This is a genomic window from Brevundimonas sp. GW456-12-10-14-LB3, assembly GCF_059424365.1.
This window is the reverse complement of record NZ_JBWKZJ010000001.1, coordinates 17,758-35,201: the sequence shown is the minus strand read 5'-3', so window position 1 is coordinate 35,201 and position 17,444 is coordinate 17,758. Positions and strand designations below refer to the sequence as shown.

The following is a 17,444-nucleotide window of genomic DNA, read 5'->3' as shown; positions in this document are numbered from 1 at the left end:
ACGCCAAGTTAGCAACGGTCGTTGTTGCGAATGGCGGCCGTGATATTCAACGGAGTCCTCCCTTGCCCAAGATTCTCGTCCTCTACCACTCGACCTACGGCCATCTGGAAATCATGGCCGAAGCCGTCGCCGAAGGCGCGCGTCAGGTCGAAGGCGCCGTGGTCGACATCAAGCGCGTGCCGGAGACCGTGCCGGAAGAGCTGGCCAAGGCTTCGCACTACAAGCTGGATCAGAAGGCGCCGATCGCCAAGATCGACGATCTGAAGGACTATGACGCCATCATCATCGGCGCCGGCACCCGCTTCGGCTCGGCCGCCTCGCAGATGCGCGCCTTCCTGGACCAGGCCGGAGGCCTGTGGTTCACCGGCGCCCTGATCGGCAAGATCGGCGGCGCCTTCACCGCCACCGCGACCCAGCACGGCGGTCAGGAGACCACCTTCCAGGGTCTGCACAACTTCTTCATGCACCACGGCATGCCGGTGGTCGGTCTGCCGTATTCGTTCCAGGCCCAGATGACCCTGGACGCGGTGCACGGCGGCTCGCCCTATGGGGCGACGACGATCACGGGCGGCGACGGCTCGCGCATGCCCAGCGAGATCGAGCTGGACGGCGCCCGGTTTCAGGGCAAGCACATCGCCGAACTGGCCAAGAAGCTGCACGGCTGATCCGATGCGCCAGCCCGCGCTCTTCTTCGGTCATGGTTCGCCGATGAACGCCCTGGGCGGTCCCTACGGGGCCGCCTGGCGCGACCTGGGCGAGGCCGTGGGCAAGCCCGAGGGGATGGTGATGATCTCCGCCCACTGGGAGACGCGCGGGCTGGGCGTCACGGCGCAGGAGAAGCCCGAGACCATCCATGATTTCGGTGGTTTCCCGCGCGAACTTCACGAGATGCAGTATCCCGCGCCCGGCTCGCCAGCCCTGGCGGCCCGAGTCGCGGACCTGACCGGGGCGGTGCAGACGACGCAGTGGGGCCTGGATCACGGGACCTGGTCGGTGCTTTGCCATGTCTGGCCAGAGGCCGATGTGCCGGTGGTCCAGTTGTCGCTGAACCGCGAGCTGACGCCGCGCCAGCATTACGAGCTGGGCAGGACCCTGAGACCGCTGCGGGACGAGGGAATCGTGATCGCCGGCTCGGGCGACTTCGTCCACAATCTGCGGACCTGGAAGCGGGAGGCGGGGGCCGAGCCCTACGCCTGGGCGACCGGGTTCAATGAGGCGGTGAAGGCGGCGTTCGAGCGCGGCGACCATGAGGCCCTGATCGACTGGGTCGGTCTGGCCGAGGACGCCCAGCTGAGCGTGCCGACCGACGAGCACTTCCTGCCCGTGCTCTATGTGGCCGCCCAGCAGGCGGTCGGGGAGGCGGTGAGCTTCTTCAACGACCGGATCGACGGCGGTTCGATCTCGATGACGGGGGTGCGGATCGGGTGAGCCCGATCACGCCGCCTTGTCGCCCTCAACCATCTTCTGGATCGTCACATAGTCGGTCTTGCCGGTGCCCAGGACCGGGACCTCGGCGACCTTGACGATCTTCTTGGGGACGATCAGCTCGGGCGCGCCGTTGGCGCGGGCCCATTCCGCCAGGGGCGCGACCTCGGCCCCGGCGTGGTCGGTGACCAGGACCAGTTTTTCGCCCTTGCGGGTGTCTGGAATGGAGACCACGGCGTGACGCTGGTCCGGCCAGACCGCACCGGCTATGCCCTCTACCGCCGTCAGGGACACCATTTCGCCGCCGATCTTGGCGAAGCGTTTGGCGCGCCCCTTGATGGTGACATAGCCCTCGGCGTCGACATCGACGATGTCGCCGGTGTCCAGCCAGTCGTCGCCCACCGCATCCCAGGCCAGCGGCTCGGCGGCCGTGACATAGCCGCTCATGATGTTGGGTCCCTTCAGGAACAGCCGGCCGCCCTCGTCGATTCCCTCAACCGGCTCCAGCTTCCAGTCCATGCCGGGCAGGATCTGGCCGACGGTGCCGGGGGCGTTGCGCTCGGGATGGTTGACCGCCACCACAGGCGAGGCCTCGGTCGCGCCGTAGCCTTCCAGCAGTTCGACGCCGCCGAACTTGGTGTTGAATAGGTTGCGGGTCTCCTCGCGCACCTTTTCGGCGCCGGCGACGGCGAATTTGAGGGTGGCGAAGTCGCCGGGCTCGGCGACCCGGGCGTACTGGCTGAGGAAGGTATCGGTCGCGAAAAGAATGGACGCCTTCACCTGGGGCAGCAGGTCGGTGATCTGTTTGGCGTGAAGCGGCGAAGGGTACTGGAAGGCCTTCAGACCCTGGAGCAGGGGCAGGACGACGCCGCCGGTCAGGCCGAAACAGTGGAAGGTCGGCAGGGGATTGAACATCACCCATTCCGGCAGAAGGTCGATATGGGCCGCGACCTGTCGGGCGTTGGCGACCAGGTTCTTCTGGCTCAGAACCACGCCCTTTGGCGTGCCGAAACTGCCGGAGGTGAACAGGACCACGCCCGGCGCGTCCGGATCGGTCTTGACCCGGAACCGCTTGGGTGCGGCGCCGGCCGCGAGGCCGTACAGCTTGTCCTGAAGCCCGATGGTCTTGCGTATGTCGTCCAGCCAGACGATCTCAGCCCCCGTCTCGAGCTCCGCGATCAGATCGTCCAGCTTGGCCTGGTCGATGAAGCGTCTGGCGGTCAGGACCTTCTTGACCCCGGCGGCCTTGATGGCGGCCTTCAGATTGGCCTCGCCGGCGGTGAAGTTCAGCATGACCGGCACGCGGCCGTGGGCGTGCAGGCCGAAGAAGGTGACGACCACGCCCATGGACGAGGGCAGCAGGATGGCGACCCGCTCGCCCAGCTCGGTCATCTTCGCGATCTTGCGGCCCAGAACGAAGGCGGCGCGGATCAAGCCCGTGTAGGTGAGGGGGTGGCGATCCTGGTCTTCGAGGATCTCCTTGTCCCCAAACCGGGCGCGCGCCTCGATCAGGGCGTCGATCAGCGAGGTCTCGTACAGCGAAGGGTCCAGATCCTGGCGCAAACGCGTCTCCTGCGGAGGGCGCGACAGGCCCTCTCTGTTGTCGGGCGTCCGTCAATAATGACGCAACGGCGTCTTGAAAAGATGCGTAACGTCGCGTGAGTTCCCGAGCGGACCAACGGGCGCGCCATCATCTGTAACCGCCTGTGGCTTGCCATTGGGCGCGGGAAGGCCGAAATACCGGCCATGGTGACCCTGATCGACACCCTTCAGCGTAAGCCGTCGGAGCTGCGCCACCCGGAAAAGCAGAACCGCCCGGAGACGGTCGTTCTGAAAAAGCCCGACTGGCTGCGGGTCAAGGCGCCTGGATCGGGTCAGTACAACGCCACCAAGGACATCGTCCGCTCCAAGGGGCTGCACACGGTCTGTGAAGAGGCGGCTTGCCCAAATATCGGAGAGTGCTGGAGCCAGAAGCACGCCACCCTGATGATCATGGGCGACACCTGCACGCGGGCGTGCGCCTTCTGCAACGTCAAGACGGGCCTACCCCAGCCGCTGGACCCGGAGGAGCCGGGCAAGGTCGGGCTGGCGGTGTCGCAGATGGGGCTGAACCATGTGGTGATCACCTCGGTCGACCGCGACGACGTGGCCGACGGCGGGGCGGCTCACTTCGCCGAGGTGGTGCGCCAGATCCGCCTCCAGGCGCCGAACACCACAATCGAGATCCTGACGCCCGACTTCCTGCGCAAGGACGGGGCGGCGGCGGTGATGATCGACGCCAAGCCCGACGTCTTCAACCACAATCTCGAGACCGTTCCGCGCCTGTATCTGAAGATCCGGCCCGGCGCCCGCTACTTCCACAGCCTGCGCCTGTTGCAGATGGTCAAGGAGCGCGACCCGAACCAGTTCACCAAGTCCGGCATCATGGTCGGCCTGGGCGAGACCAAGGAAGAGGTCATGCAGGTGATGGACGACATGCGGTCCGCCGGCGTCGACTTCATCACCATCGGCCAGTACCTGCAGCCGACGCGCAAACACGCCGCCATCGACCGGTTCGTGACCCCTGAAGAGTTCAAGGCCTATGAGGCGATCGCCCGGGCCAAAGGCTTCCTGATGGTGTCGTCGTCGCCGCTGACGCGTTCGTCGCACCACGCCGGCGACGACTTCGCCCGGCTGAAGGCTGCGCGCGAGGCGCAGCTGCGCCGCTAAATTCCGTATGGCCGTCCACCGCGTAACGCGCATTCTTCCCTATGCGCCCGAACAGCTTGCCGATCTGGTCGCCGATGTGCGGACCTATCCCGACTTCGTCCCCTGGGTCACCTCGATGCGGGTCTGGAACGCGCGGGCCGAAGGCGAGGGCGTGACCGTGCTGGACGCCGAGGCGGGGGTGGGTTTCTCCTTCCTGAAGGAGCGGTTCTCCACCTGGGTCCGGCATGATCGTAATGCGCCGAAGGTGGAGGTCGGCCTGTTGCGCGGGCCGTTCAAGCATCTGAAGAACCGGTGGGAGTTCTTCCCGCATCCCGAGGGGACGCGGCTGGAGTTCGTGATCGACTTCGCCTTCAAGTCCCGCATGCTGGACCTGATGCTGTCGGCCAATTTCGACCGGGCGGTGGAAAAGCTGATCGGCTGTTTCGAGGCCGAGGCGGTGCGGAGGTACGGCAGGCGATGAGTTTCGATTTCGACGCGACCGTCGTGGGCGCCGGGGCCGTGGGCCTGGCGTGCGGTCGGGCGTTGTCGAAACGGGGCCTGACGGTGCTGGTGCTGGAGAAGGAAGGCCATGTCGGCCAGGGCGTCTCGTCGCGCAATTCCGAGGTGATCCACGGCGGCCTCTATTATCCGACCGCTTCGCTGAAGGCCCGCTTCTGCGTCGAGGGGCGGCGGGCGCTTTACGACTTCTTGGCCACTCACAAGATCGATCACTGGAAGTGCGGCAAGCTGGTCGTGGCGACCGAAGAGGCCGAGGTCGAGCGGATCGAGGCCATCTTCGAACAGGCGACGGCGAACGGGGTCGAGGGGCTGGAGCACCTGACCGGCGCCCAGGCGCGGGCGCTGGAGCCGGAACTGAACGCCCACGCCGCCATCCTGTCGCCCGAGAGCGGCCTGTTCGACAGCCACGGCTATATGCTGGCCCTGCAGGGCGAGATCGAGGATGCGGGCGGATCGGTGGTGGTCTCGGCCCCGTTCGAGGGCGCAGAGCCCCTGCCGGGCGGCGGCTTCACGATCCGCGTGGGCGGGGAGGGGGCGATGGCGGTCTCCTGCCGTCTGCTGGTGACGGCGCCCGGTCTCTCGGCCCAGGCCGTAGCGGCGGCGATCGAGGGCTATCCGGCAGAGGACATCCCCGCCGGCCATTTCGGCAAGGGCGTCTATTTCCGGCTGGTCGGCAAGGCGCCGTTCGACCGGCTGATCTATCCGCCGCCGATTCCCGGCGCCCTGGGCACCCATTATCGCAAGGACCTAGGCGGTCAGGCGGTGTTCGGCCCGGACCTGGCCTATGTCGAGAGCGAGGACTATTCGGTCGATCCGGCCAAGGCGGAAGAGTTCGCCGGCTATATCCGTCGCTTCTGGCCGGGGCTGCCTGATGGAGCTTTGACCCCGGACTACGCGGGCATTCGGCCCAAGCTGCACGGGCCTGGCGAGCCGCAGCCGGACTTCCAACTGCACGGGGTCGAGCGCCACGGCATGGAGGGGCTGATGGCTCTGTTCGGCATCGAAAGCCCAGGTCTGACCAGCTCCCTGGCCATCGGCGAGGCCGTGGCCGCCGCCCTGACGGAGGCCGCATGACAGAAAGAGAAAAGATGCTGGCCGGCCTGCCCTATGATCCGGGCGATCCGGACCTGCGCGACGGCCGCGCCCGCGCCGTGGCCCTGACCGTCGCCATCAACGCCGAACCGGATCGAGACCGGCGCCGCGCCCTGGTCAACCAACTGGTCCGGGCGTCGGACAGCGCGGCGATCATCATGCCGGGCTTCTACTGCGACTACGGGGTCAACATCCATTTCGGCTCGAACGCCTTCGTCAACGCCAACAGCGTGTTTCTGGACTGCGCGGAGATTCGAATCGGCGACAACTTCCAGGCCGGTCCCGGCGTGCAGTTGCTGACGCCGGAACATCCGCTGGACGCCGTCGAACGGCGGGGTAGGGAATCCGCCCGGCCGATCGTCATCGGCGACGATGTCTGGATCGGCGGCGGGGCGATCATCCTGGCCGGCGTCTCCATCGGCGATCGGGCGGTGATCGGCGCCGGCAGCGTCGTCACCCGAGACGTTCCGGCGGACGTCGTGGTGGTCGGCAATCCGGCCAAGATCGTCCGCCGCCTGACGCCCGCTTAAACGCCTTGAAATCGTCGCGCGGTTCATGCATAAGCCGCGCCTCGCGTGGCGGTCCGGTGGGCCGCCGCTATTGTTTTCGCGCCAGACAGGCTTCGGCTCTGGGCGGCGCCCGACTTAGAAGATTGAGACGGACATGGCCGTTCCGAAGCGCAAAGTATCCCCCTCGCGTCGCAACATGCGCCGCGCCCACGACGCCCTGACCTCGAACGTCTATGTCGAGGACAAGGACACCGGCGAGCTGAAGCGCCCGCACCACATCGACCTGAAGACCGGCACCTATCGCGGCCGTCAGGTTCTGACGCCGAAGGAAGACTAGTCTTTTCCTCCCGGCCCGGTCGCCGACCGGACAAAGAGATTTACGGCGCGCGGTGATCCGCGCGCCGTTTTCGTGCGTTCATGGCGGCGAAGCTTGTTCGGGAGACTTCGTCGATGATCCGTTTCGCCGCCGTCAGCGCTGTCGCTTTTTTGACTCTCTCCGCCTGTGAACGTCGAGAGGAACCAGCGCCGAAGCCCGCCGCGCCGGCCTCGACGCCTCAGGCCGCTCCAGCGCCCGCGGATCCTAACGCCCTGACCAGCGAGGGCCTGGGCCCCGCGCGGATCGGCATGACACGCGCCCAGCTGGTTCAGGTCTGGGGCGAGGATTCGCAGCCCAATGCGGTCGGCGGCCCCGATCCCGAGACCTGCGACGAGTTCCATCCCACGAAGGCGCCCGCGGATGTGAGGGTCATGATTCAGAACGGCGTCCTGACCCGGATCACCGCCGCCCGTGAGGCGACGGTCAAGACCGACCGCGGCTTCGGCCTCGGCGACGACGGCATGGCGATCAAACAGGCCTATGGCGGCGCCGTCTTCGCCCAGCCGCACAAATATGAGCCGGCTCCTGCGGAGGATCTGTTCGTCTGGTCGCGCGGCGGCTCCACCGCCTATGTCGTCGATCCTGCGGCGCGCGGCCTTCGCTATGAGGTCGGCGCCGACGGCAAGGTGAAAGCGATCCATGCGGGCGATCCGTCGATACAGCTGGTCGAGGGCTGTTCCTGACGGCAATGGGCGCGGCAGCCATTGGCGATTCGCAGGGAGACGGCTAAACCCCTCGGACCTGTTTTTCGCCTGAGCCAAAGAGCCGAGCCATGACCGACATCGCCGACATCGTCGCCCGCCAGATTCTCGACAGCCGGGGCAATCCGACGGTGGAAGTGGATGTGATCCTGGATGACGGCTCTTTCGGCCGCGCCGCCGTGCCCTCGGGCGCCTCGACCGGCGCCCACGAGGCCGTCGAACTGCGCGACGGCGACAAGGATATGTGGGGCGGCAAGGGCGTGCAGAAGGCGGTCGACGCCGTCAACGGCGAGATCTTTGACGCCCTGTCCGGCATGGACGCCGAGGATCAGCGTCGGATCGACGAGGCGATGATCGAGCTGGACGGCACGCCGAACAAGGGCCGTCTGGGCGCCAACGCCATCCTGGGCGTGTCACTCGCCGCCGCCAAGGCCAGCGCCATCTCGGCCGGCTTGCCGCTGCATCGCTACATCGGCGGCGTCTCTGCCCGCGTCCTGCCCACGCCGATGATGAACATCATCAACGGCGGCGCCCACGCCGACAATCCGATCGACATCCAGGAATTCATGATCCTGCCGACCGGCGCCGAGACCTTCACCGACGCCCTGCGCATGGGTACGGAGATCTTCCACGCCCTGAAGAAGCAGCTGAAGGACGCGGGTCACAACACCAATGTCGGGGACGAGGGCGGCTTCGCGCCGAACCTGGCCTCGGCCGAGGAGGCTCTGAGCTTCATCACCAAGGCGGGTCAGGCCGCCGGCTATCTGGCCGGTGAAGACTTCCACCTGGGTCTGGACGTCGCCTCGACCGAGTTCTTCAAGGACGGCAAGTACGTCATGGCCGGCGAGGGCAAGACCGTCGACGCCGAGGGCATGGCCGCCTATCTGGTCGATCTTTGCGAGCGGTTCCCGATCGTCTCGATCGAGGACGGCATGGCCGAGGACGATTTCGACGGCTGGCGCCTGCTGACCGAACGTCTCGGTGACCGGGTCCAGCTGGTCGGCGACGATCTGTTCGTGACCAATCCGGCGCGTCTGGCCGCCGGCATCGGCGAGGGTCTGGCCAACTCCATCCTGATCAAGGTCAACCAGATCGGCACCCTGTCGGAGACCCTGGACGCCGTCGATATGGCGCACCGCGCCGGCTACACCGCCGTGATGAGCCATCGCTCGGGCGAGACCGAGGATTCGACCATCGCCGACCTGGCCGTGGCCACCAACTGCGGACAGATCAAGACCGGTTCGCTGGCCCGCTCGGACCGGGTGGCCAAGTACAATCAGCTGCTGCGCCTGGAGGAGATGCTGGGCGACCAGGCCGTCTATTTCGGCGACGGCATGCTGCTGCGCTAGACCTGTGAATTGTCGGCGAAGAATCAGCGTTCTTCGCCGACCTTCTTAAGGTCAAGCTACTTTTCGTTAGGCATTTTCGGGCACAGTTAATGAACTGTGTCTCTCGCGCTCAGAAGGAGCGTCTGTCTTGCCCGAACGGATGAAGCCGTACCGCCTGTCCATCGTCCTTTTGCTCCTGCTCGCCTATCTTGGGGTGCAGGCCCTGACGGGCGAGCGCGGCCTGCTGAGCGGATCGTCGCGGGACGCCCTGCTGGGGCAGCGCGAGGCGCAGCTCGCCCATCTGACGGAACAACGGCGCGATCTGGAAACCCGCGTGCGCTATCTGCGCAGCGACAGCCTGTCCAAGGATCTGCTGGAGGAGCGGGCGCGCGCCGTTCTCGGGTTTTCGGACCCGCGCGACTATGTGATTGCTGTTCAGGCGCAATCCGTTCAGGGGTGAAAATCCTCCCCACTTGAACTATTGTTACAGCTTGGCCCGCCCCCCTTTGCGTTTCGGGAACGAAGGCTGCTAAAGCCCCCTTCCGTAACGATAAGAAGGCGTCGCTCCCCGGCGCCTAGCCGGGAGATGCCGGATGGCGAAAGCCCCAGCCAAAGCCGCTCAGACCACTGCGCCTGACAAACTGCCGAACACGCCTTCGGCCTCCAAGGAGGACCTCCTCCGCTATTACCGTGAGATGGTGCTCATCCGCCGCTTCGAGGAGCGGGCGGGCCAGCTTTACGGCATGGGTCTGATCGGGGGGTTCTGCCACCTGTACATCGGCCAGGAAGCCGTGGCCGTGGGCGTTCAGGAGAGCGTCAAACAGGGCCATGACAAGATCATCACCGGCTACCGCGATCACGGCCATATGCTGGCTGCGGGCATGGATCCGAAGGAAGTCATGGCCGAGCTGACCGGCCGCATCGGCGGTTCGTCGAAGGGCAAGGGCGGCTCGATGCACATGTTCGACGTGCCGACCGGCTTCTACGGCGGTCACGGCATCGTCGGCGCCCAGGTGGCCCTAGGCACGGGCCTGGCCTTTGCAGGCAAGTACCGCGGCGACGATTCTGTGGCCTTCGTCTATTTCGGCGACGGCGCCTCGAACCAGGGTCAGGTCTACGAAAGCTTCAACATGGCCCAGCTGTGGAAGCTGCCGGCCATCTACATCATCGAGAACAATCAGTACGCCATGGGTACGAGCATCGAACGCTCGTCATCCACGACCCAGCTCAGCCAGCGCGGCGCCAGCTTCGGCATTCCCGGCGAACAGGTCGACGGCATGGATGTGATCGCGGTGCGCGATGCGGTCAAGAAGGCGGTGGATCGCGCCCGCGCCGGCGAGGGCCCCTACATCCTTGAGGTCAAGACCTACCGCTATCGCGGCCACTCCATGTCCGATCCGGCCAAGTACCGGACCAAGGAAGAGGTGGACGAGGTCAAGAAGACCCGCGATCCCATCGATCACGTCAAGACCCTGCTGGCCGCCGCCAATGCGACCGAGGACGAGCTGAAGGCCATCGACAACGAGATCAAGGCCATCGTCGCAGAGGCCGTTCAATTCGCCCAAGAAAGCCCGGAACCCGATCCGTCCGAGCTCTATACCGACGTCTACGTGGAGGCCTGATCCGTGACCGACATCCTCATGCCGGCGCTGTCCCCCACGATGGAAGAGGGCACGCTGACCAAATGGCACATCAAGGCGGGCGACACCGTGTCGGCCGGCCAGGTGATCGCCGAGATCGAAACCGACAAGGCCACGATGGAAGTCGAGGCCGTGGATGAAGGCGAAGTGCTGGAGATCCTGGTCGCCGAAGGCTCGGAGAATGTGAAGGTCAATACGCCGATCGCGCGTCTGGCCGGCGAAGACGGCGCGGCGGCGCCCGCCCCGAAGGCGGAGTCCGACAAGGCCCAGGCCGATGCGCCCAAGGCGACCGCCGAGGGCAAGACCGGCGATCCCGAAAAGGCCCCGACCCAGACCTCGACCCCCAAGGTCGAGCTGCGCGATCCGGAAATCCCGGCCGACGCCAAGCTGGTGAAGACCACCATCCGCGACGCCCTGCGCGACGCCATGGCCGAGGAGATGCGTCGCGACGACAAGGTCTTCCTGATCGGTGAGGAAGTCGCCCAGTATCAGGGCGCCTACAAGGTCAGCCGCGAGCTGCTGCAGGAGTTCGGCGACCAGCGCGTGGTCGACACCCCGATTACCGAGCACGGCTTCGCGGGCCTAGGCGTCGGCGCCGCCATGGCGGGCCTGAAGCCGATCGTCGAGTTCATGACCTTCAACTTCGCCATGCAGGCGATCGACCACATCATCAACTCGGCCGCCAAGACGCTTTATATGTCGGGCGGTCAGATCAAGGCGCCGATCGTCTTCCGCGGCCCGAACGGCGCGGCCAGCCGCGTGGCGGCCCAGCACAGCCAGGACTATTCGGCCTGGTATGCCCAGGTGCCGGGCCTGAAGGTCATCGCCCCCTATGATGCGGCCGACGCCAAGGGCCTGCTGAAGGCGGCCATCCGCGACCCGAACCCGATCGTCTTCCTCGAACACGAGATGATGTACGGGCTGGAGTTCGACGTGCCGGAGGTCGAGGACTACGTCCTGCCGATCGGCAAGGCCAAGGTACGCCGCGAAGGCCGCGACGTCACCATCACCTGCCACAGCCGCATGGTCGGCTTCGCCCTGCAGGCCGCCGAGAAGCTGGCCGAGGAAGGCATCGAGTGCGAGGTGGTCGATCTGCGCACCCTGCGTCCGCTGGACACCGACACCATTGTCCAGAGCGTCAAGAAGACCAGCCGCCTGGTCTCGGCCGAAGAGGGCTGGGGTCCGATGGGCGTGGGCGCCGAGGTGGTGGCCCGCGTCATCCAACACGCCTTCGACTATCTGGACGCCCCGCCGTTGCGGGTGCACCAGGAGGACGTGCCTCTGCCCTACGCCGCCAATCTGGAAGCCCTGTCGCTGCCGGGCGTGGACAAGATCATCGCAGCCGTGAAGCAGGTGATGGCATGACCGATATCCTGATGCCGGCCCTGTCTCCGACCATGGAAGAGGGCGTCCTGGCCAAGTGGCATGTGAAGGTCGGCGACGTCGTCTCCGCCGGGGACGTGATCGCCGAGATCGAAACCGACAAGGCCACGATGGAAGTCGAGGCCGTGGACGAGGGCGAGATCACCGACATCCTGGTCGCTGAAGGCACGGAAGGGGTGAAGGTCAATACGCCCATCGCCCGACTGAAGGATGAGGGCGGCTCGGCGTCCCCAAAGGCCGACAAGCCCGCCGGCCCGTCGACGAGCGACAAGCCGGCTCAGGCCGGCCATGAAAGCGGACAGGCCGTGGCCACGCCCGAAGGCGTGAAGTCCGCCGAGGCCGTTCTGCCGCCTAAGAGCGCGCCGGCGCCGAAGTCCGAAAGCGGCCAGCGCATCTTCGCCTCACCCCTGGCGCGCCGGATCGCGGCTCAGAACGGCGTCGATCTGAAGTCGGTCAAGGGCACCGGTCCGCATGGGCGCATCGTTCGCCGCGATGTGGAAGCCGCCGGCAAGGGATCTGTCCAGCCCGCCGCTGCCGCTGCGACGCCCGCCGCCGCTGAGCCCCGCAAGGCCCTGTCCCTGGCCCAGATGGGTATCCCGGACGGCAGCTACGACCTGATCCCGCTGGACGGGATGAAGAAGGCCGTGGCGCGGCGGATGGTGGAGAGCGTGCAGAACGTGCCGCACTTCCCCTTGTTCATCGACTGCGAGATCGACCAGCTGATGGCCGTCCGCGCCAAGGTGAACAAGATGCTGGAGCCGCAGGGGATCAAGGTCTCGGTCAACGACTTCGTCATCAAGGCCGCCGCCCTTGCCCTGAAGATGGTGCCGGAGGCGAACGCCTCCTACACCCCCGAAGGCATCGCCATGCACCACAACGCCGACATCTCCATGGCGGTGGCGATCGACGGCGGCCTGATCACCCCGATCATCAGGAAGGCCGAGACCAAGGGTCTGGCGCAGATCGCGACCGAGTCCAAGGACCTGGCCAAGCGCGCCCGCGACCGCAAGCTGAAGCCGGAAGAGTTCCAGGGCGGCACCTTCTCGGTGTCCAACCTGGGCATGTTCGGCATCAAACAGTTCACCTCGATCGTCAACGAGCCCCAGGGCTGTATCATGAGCGTGGGCGCGGGCGAGCAGCGGGCCGTGGTCAAGAACGGCCAGGTGGTTCCGGCCACGGTCATGACCGTGACCCTGACCTGCGATCACCGCGTGGTGGACGGCGCGACCGGCGCCCGCTTCCTGCAGGCGTTCAAGCCGCTGATCGAAGATCCCGTCGCGATGCTGGCGTAGGGGGAGGAGATAGTCATGACCTCGGTCTATGACTTCTCCGCCCGCGCCATCGACGGCGCCGAGGTGTCGCTGGACCGTTTCCGTGGTCAGGCGCTGCTGATCGTCAATACCGCGTCCAAGTGCGGCTTCACCGGCCAATACGAGGGTCTGGAGACGCTGCACCGGGATTTCGCCGACGCGCCGTTCGAGGTTCTGGGCTTTCCCTGCAACCAGTTCGGCAATCAGGAGCCGGGCAAGGCGGCGGAAATCGCCGCCTTCTGCGCCACCAGTTTCGACGTGAGCTTCCCCCTGTTCGACAAGGTGGAGGTCAATGGGCCGAACCGGCATCCGCTCTATGCCTGGCTGACCAAGCAGAAACGGGGCTTCCTCGGCTCCCAATCCATCAAGTGGAACTTCACCAAGTTCCTGACCGACCGCGAGGGCAGGGTGGTCGCCCGCTACGCCCCGCAGACTGAACCCGAGGCCATCAAGGCCGACATCGAGAAGTTGATCTGATCATGGCTGCTGAATTCGATCTCGTCGTCATCGGCTCGGGCCCCGGCGGTTACGTCGCGGCCATCCGCGCCAGCCAGCTGGGCCAGAAGGTCGCCATCGTCGAGCGCGAGAACCTGGGCGGCATCTGCCTGAATTGGGGCTGTATACCGACCAAGGCCCTGCTGAAGTCGGGCGAGAAGTTCGAGAGCCTGAGCCATCTGAAGGACTACGGCCTGTCGGCGTCCGGCGCGTCGTTCGACTTCGACGCCATCATCCAGCGCTCGCGCGGCGTCGCGGCGACGATGAACAAGGGCGTCGCCTTCCTGATGAAGAAGAACAAGATCGAGGTGATCGAGGGTTCGGCCAAGCTGGAGAAGGGCGCTGCGGCGCCCAAGGTCGTGATCGCCCTGAAGGCCGGCGGGTCGCGCACGGTCGAGGCCAAGTCGGTGATGCTGGCGGTCGGCGCGCGGGCGCGCGCCCTGCCGCAGATCGGTCTGGAGGCCGACGGCGACAAGATCTGGGCCTATCGCGACGCCCTGGCGCCGAAGAAGCTGCCCAAGACCTTCGTGGTCATTGGCTCGGGCGCCATCGGCATCGAGTTCGCCAGCTTCTATCGCGCCCTGGGCTGCGAGGTGACGGTCGTGGAGGCGGTCGAGCGCATCATGCCGGTCGAAGACGAGGAGGTCTCCAAGGCCGCGCAGAAGTCGTTCGAGAAGCGCGGGATCAAGTTCAAAGTCGGCGCCAAGGTGACCAAGGTCTCCAAGACCGGCGCGGGCGTGAAGGTCGACATCGAGGTCGGCGGCAAGGCCGAGGCCCTAGAGGCCGAGGTCTGCATCTCGGCCGTGGGCATCACCGCCAACACCGACGGCATCGGCCTGGAGGCCCTGGGCGTCGAACTGGACCGCGGCCATATCAAGACCGACAGCCACTGCCAGACCAACGTCAAGGGCCTGTTCGCCATCGGCGACTGCGCCGGCGCGCCCTGGCTGGCGCATAAGGCCAGCCACGAAGGCATTCACGCCGCCGAATATATCGCCGGTTACAAGACTCCCAATGTCGTCTCGCCCATCGCCGGCTGCACCTACGCCCAGCCGCAGGTCGCTTCGGTCGGCGTCACCGAACAGGCCGCCCGCGCCGAGAAGCGCGAGGTCAAGATCGGCCGCTTCCCGTTCCGCGTGAACGGCAAGGCCGTCGCCGCCGGCGAGATCGACGGCTTCGTCAAGGTGATCTTCGACGCCAAGACCGGCGCCCTGATCGGCGCCCATATGATTGGTCACGAAGTGACCGAGATGATCCAGGGCTATGTCACCGCCATCACCATGGAGGCGACGGAAGAAGACATCCACGGCATCGTCTATCCGCACCCGACCATGTCGGAAGCCATGCACGAGGCGGCACTGGACGCCTATGGACGGGTGCTGCACATCTGATCCTGCCGTGACGGTCATCCTCCAGCGCGATCTGGGGGATGACGGCGAGGGGCCCAGTGCAACGGCCTTATCGACTTCTATTGGGCTCGCAGCGCGGTGACTTGCTCGGTGAGAAACTGTTTCAACAGTTTGCCCGATGCTTCACCGGAATCGGCCCGCTGACACCACGATTATAAAAATGTCCGACTCCACTCTTGGTTGGGGATCTCATATACCTGTACAGACACAGGGGCCATCGTCTTGGACTGAAAGACGCTCATTGTGATCGTAGTTCGTAAGGGTGCAGACACCCAGTCGACATATCGTGTAGATCGATTAATTTTTAAATAGGTGTTTCGTGAGAGTGGTACCTTTTTTCTTGTTTGGTGCGGCGAGATCCGGAACAAACGCTCTTACGTGGGCGCTAGAAACGTCTGATCAGATCTCTGTGCGGAACGAAGATAGCCCAGATTGTTTCGATCAGTTTGTACTTAGGGACAAAATTGACATCGATGCTGTGTTGGCGAAATCGGCGCCTAAGCCTGTTTTCTTCAAATCATTTCATGATACTCCGCGAGCGCGGTGCCTACTCGAAAGCTACCCCGGTTCTCGCGCGGTTTACCTAATTAGGCAGCCGGGTGACTGTATAGGATCGTTTGTAAACGAATTTGGCGAGGCCGGGGCGCGTGTATGGCTCCAACGATTTTCTTCGGCCGCAAAGGAGCGTGGCGGCATACTATTACGTATGTGTCGTGGTGATACTATTGCAACCGAAATTGCAATTAATAAGGCGCAGCTAATGCTTGAAGAAATTGCAATATCTGGGGCTTCGGTTGCAAACATAGGAGCATGTTATTACCTGTGGGCGCATTCGTTTGCTCATCATATTGGACTTTTTCAAGATCCGAGATTTTTGGTGCTAGATTACGACGCTATGGTTGCGGATCCGCAGGTCGCGATTGATCGAACCTGTCATCATTTTTCGATCGAGCGACTGAATATTGACCCAGATTATTGGTTCGCGGGACGCCGCTTCGGTAAAAGCGTAGAAATTTCAACGCGATTGCTTGCAAAATGTGAAGCGATCTACGATGAAGTGTCCCATGCGTTCTGATAGGTTGCTTAAGATGAGGCGCAGTTAGGCTAGCTTGTCCGGCAGAATCTGAATTCAGTCCATGAAGGCGCTCGCGATATGGTCTGTGACCTCGCGCTGAATGACGCCTATTTTACATCGGGCCGTGGTCAAGCACGCGCCGAAGATTAGAAGGATTCACACCACTACTTAAGGGGCTGCTTTTAAGTGGCCTAACCCGACCTGCAATCCTGTTGATCTACCGCCTTTTGCCCAACTCCGCGGCGATGTCCTTGGTCATGCGGCCGACCTTTCGGCTCTTCTTAGTCCTGTCCATCCCGACAAGACAGCCGGTTCAGGCCTTGGGCAGGACGCCGGTTTCGAAGAAGGCGTCCAGGCGGGCCTCCCAAGGGACGGTGTCGAGGCCCTGGGCGGCGATCCAGGCGTCGTCGAAATAGGTGGAGGCGTAGCGGTCGCCGTGGTCGCACAGGATTGACACGATCGAACCGCATTCGCCCGCCTGCGCCATCTCCTGGGCGAGTTCGACACAGGCCCACAGGTTGGTGCCGGTCGATCCGCCGCAGGGGCGGCCCAGACGCCGGCTGAGGACGCGCGCAGCGGCGATGGAGGCGACGTCGGGGACGACGATCATCCGATCCACCACGCTGGGGATGAAGGAGGGCTCGACCCGCGCCCGGCCGATGCCCTCGATCAGGGACGGTCGATCGGCGCTGCTCTGGACCGCCGCTTCGGCCCAGTGACGGTGAAAGACCGAGGCTTCCGGGTCGGCGACGCAGATCCGGGTATCGTGGCGATTGAACCGGGCGAACCGGCCGATGGTCGCCGAGGTGCCGCCGGTGCCGGCGCCGCACACGATCCAGCGCGGGACGGGGCAGGGCTCGCGTCGCATCTGGGCGAAGATGGATTCGGCGATATTGTTGTTGCCGCGCCAGTCCGTGGCCCGTTCGGCATAGGTGAACTGGTCCATGTAGTGGCCGCCCAGTTCGTCGGCGAGCCGCTGGCTCTCGGCGTAGGCGTCGCCGGGCACGTCCACGAAATGGCAGCGTCCGCCGTAGAATTCGATGGCGGCGATCTTCTCCTGGGCGGTGGAGCGCGGCACCACGGCGATGAAGGGCAGGTTCAGCATCCGGGCGAAATAGGCCTCGGACACGGCGGTCGAGCCGCTGGACGCCTCGATGATGGTCATGCCCTCGCCGATCCAGCCGTTGCTGAGGGCGTAGAGGAACAGCGACCGCGCCAGACGGTGCTTCAGGCTGCCGGTCGGGTGGCTGGATTCGTCCTTCAGATACAGGGCGATGTCCGACAGGGCCGGCATGTCCACCGGGATCAGATGGGTGTCGGCCGAGCGGTTGTAGTCCGCCTCGATCCGCCGCATGGCCCAGCTCAACCAGGCGCGATCAACGGTGGGACGGGCAGGGGCGGACATGGCGGACTCGGTCGCAGACAGGAAGGCGATGGCTTAGGCCAAAGCTTGGCCGACGGCAAAGGCGGATGATCGCCGCCACGCCGACGTCG

At 65.0% G+C, this 17,444-nt stretch carries 18 protein-coding genes; 16 read left to right on the top strand and 2 right to left on the bottom strand.

The window, feature by feature from the left end; all coding sequences use genetic code 11:
• Positions 1 to 62 precede the first annotated feature (62 nt).
• Together wrbA and ygiD are read left to right on the top strand one after the other, a co-directional pair.
• On the top strand, positions 63 to 665 hold the full coding sequence (gene wrbA, locus AC07XS_RS00205; RefSeq protein ID WP_054765900.1) for an NAD(P)H:quinone oxidoreductase: 603 nt from the start codon (positions 63 to 65) through the stop codon (positions 663 to 665).
• Positions 666 to 669: 4 nt separating this feature from the next.
• Positions 670 to 1,428, top strand: a complete 759-nt coding sequence (gene ygiD / locus AC07XS_RS00200; RefSeq protein WP_182713075.1) for a 4,5-DOPA-extradiol-dioxygenase — start codon at positions 670 to 672, stop codon at positions 1,426 to 1,428.
• Between the two features lie 6 nt (positions 1,429 to 1,434).
• On the opposite strand, the gene AC07XS_RS00195 is transcribed toward ygiD, so the two are convergent.
• Positions 1,435 to 2,988: an AMP-binding protein gene (locus AC07XS_RS00195; RefSeq protein WP_182713074.1), complete on the bottom strand. Its 1,554-nt coding sequence runs from the start codon at positions 2,986 to 2,988 to the stop codon at positions 1,435 to 1,437.
• A gap of 183 nt (positions 2,989 to 3,171) precedes the next feature.
• Here AC07XS_RS00195 and lipA point away from each other — a divergent pair, with 183 nt between their 5' ends.
• The 14 genes from lipA to AC07XS_RS00125 all read left to right on the top strand — a co-directional run bounded on the left by lipA (position 3,172) and on the right by AC07XS_RS00125 (position 15,950).
• A complete protein-coding gene (gene lipA, locus AC07XS_RS00190) occupies positions 3,172 to 4,134 on the top strand; it encodes a lipoyl synthase (protein WP_182713073.1) in 963 nt (320 codons plus the stop codon).
• Between the two features lie 7 nt (positions 4,135 to 4,141).
• The gene (locus AC07XS_RS00185; RefSeq protein ID WP_182713072.1) at positions 4,142 to 4,594 is read left to right on the top strand and encodes a type II toxin-antitoxin system RatA family toxin; all 453 of its coding nucleotides are present in this window, start codon (positions 4,142 to 4,144) and stop codon (positions 4,592 to 4,594) included.
• A complete protein-coding gene (locus AC07XS_RS00180) occupies positions 4,591 to 5,706 on the top strand; it encodes an NAD(P)/FAD-dependent oxidoreductase (RefSeq protein ID WP_182713071.1) in 1,116 nt (371 codons plus the stop codon). Before AC07XS_RS00185 ends, AC07XS_RS00180 begins: the two co-directional genes overlap by 4 nt.
• Positions 5,703 to 6,254, top strand: coding sequence for a sugar O-acetyltransferase (locus AC07XS_RS00175; protein ID WP_182713070.1), 552 nt, complete (start codon positions 5,703 to 5,705; stop codon positions 6,252 to 6,254). Before AC07XS_RS00180 ends, AC07XS_RS00175 begins: the two co-directional genes overlap by 4 nt.
• 133 nt (positions 6,255 to 6,387) lie before the next feature.
• Positions 6,388 to 6,570 carry a 50S ribosomal protein L32 gene (gene rpmF, locus AC07XS_RS00170; protein WP_054765894.1) on the top strand — a complete coding sequence of 61 codons (183 nt, stop codon included), beginning with the start codon at positions 6,388 to 6,390 and terminating at the stop codon, positions 6,568 to 6,570.
• 287 nt (positions 6,571 to 6,857) lie between these two features.
• Complete coding sequence (locus tag AC07XS_RS00165) at positions 6,858 to 7,292, top strand: hypothetical protein (RefSeq protein ID WP_227975928.1); 435 nt, start codon at positions 6,858 to 6,860, stop codon at positions 7,290 to 7,292.
• Positions 7,293 to 7,381: 89 nt separating this feature from the next.
• Positions 7,382 to 8,659: a phosphopyruvate hydratase gene (gene eno / locus AC07XS_RS00160; RefSeq protein WP_054765892.1), complete on the top strand. Its 1,278-nt coding sequence runs from the start codon at positions 7,382 to 7,384 to the stop codon at positions 8,657 to 8,659.
• Positions 8,660 to 8,798: 139 nt separating this feature from the next.
• Complete coding sequence (locus AC07XS_RS00155; protein ID WP_054765891.1) at positions 8,799 to 9,098, top strand: FtsB family cell division protein; 300 nt, start codon at positions 8,799 to 8,801, stop codon at positions 9,096 to 9,098.
• Between the two features lie 133 nt (positions 9,099 to 9,231).
• Entirely contained in the window at positions 9,232 to 10,260 is a 1,029-nt protein-coding gene (pdhA, locus tag AC07XS_RS00150; RefSeq protein ID WP_182713069.1) for a pyruvate dehydrogenase (acetyl-transferring) E1 component subunit alpha, read from the top strand.
• Between the two features lie 3 nt (positions 10,261 to 10,263).
• The gene (locus AC07XS_RS00145; protein ID WP_152950341.1) at positions 10,264 to 11,643 is read left to right on the top strand and encodes a pyruvate dehydrogenase complex E1 component subunit beta; all 1,380 of its coding nucleotides are present in this window, start codon (positions 10,264 to 10,266) and stop codon (positions 11,641 to 11,643) included.
• Entirely contained in the window at positions 11,640 to 12,953 is a 1,314-nt protein-coding gene (locus tag AC07XS_RS00140) for a pyruvate dehydrogenase complex dihydrolipoamide acetyltransferase (protein ID WP_182713068.1), read from the top strand. Before AC07XS_RS00145 ends, AC07XS_RS00140 begins: the two co-directional genes overlap by 4 nt.
• A 15-nt stretch (positions 12,954 to 12,968) precedes the next feature.
• Complete coding sequence (locus tag AC07XS_RS00135; RefSeq protein WP_182713067.1) at positions 12,969 to 13,448, top strand: glutathione peroxidase; 480 nt, start codon at positions 12,969 to 12,971, stop codon at positions 13,446 to 13,448.
• Positions 13,449 to 13,450: 2 nt separating this feature from the next.
• Positions 13,451 to 14,857 carry a dihydrolipoyl dehydrogenase gene (lpdA, locus tag AC07XS_RS00130; RefSeq protein WP_182713066.1) on the top strand — a complete coding sequence of 469 codons (1,407 nt, stop codon included), beginning with the start codon at positions 13,451 to 13,453 and terminating at the stop codon, positions 14,855 to 14,857.
• A 778-nt stretch (positions 14,858 to 15,635) separates the two neighbouring features.
• Positions 15,636 to 15,950, top strand: a complete 315-nt coding sequence (locus AC07XS_RS00125; RefSeq protein ID WP_182713065.1) for a hypothetical protein — start codon at positions 15,636 to 15,638, stop codon at positions 15,948 to 15,950.
• Positions 15,951 to 16,263: 313 nt separating this feature from the next.
• Here the strand turns inward: AC07XS_RS00125 and AC07XS_RS00120 are convergent, their stop codons facing one another.
• On the bottom strand, positions 16,264 to 17,355 hold the full coding sequence (locus AC07XS_RS00120) for a PLP-dependent cysteine synthase family protein (protein WP_182713064.1): 1,092 nt from the start codon (positions 17,353 to 17,355) through the stop codon (positions 16,264 to 16,266).
• Between the last annotated feature and the right edge of the window lie 89 nt (positions 17,356 to 17,444).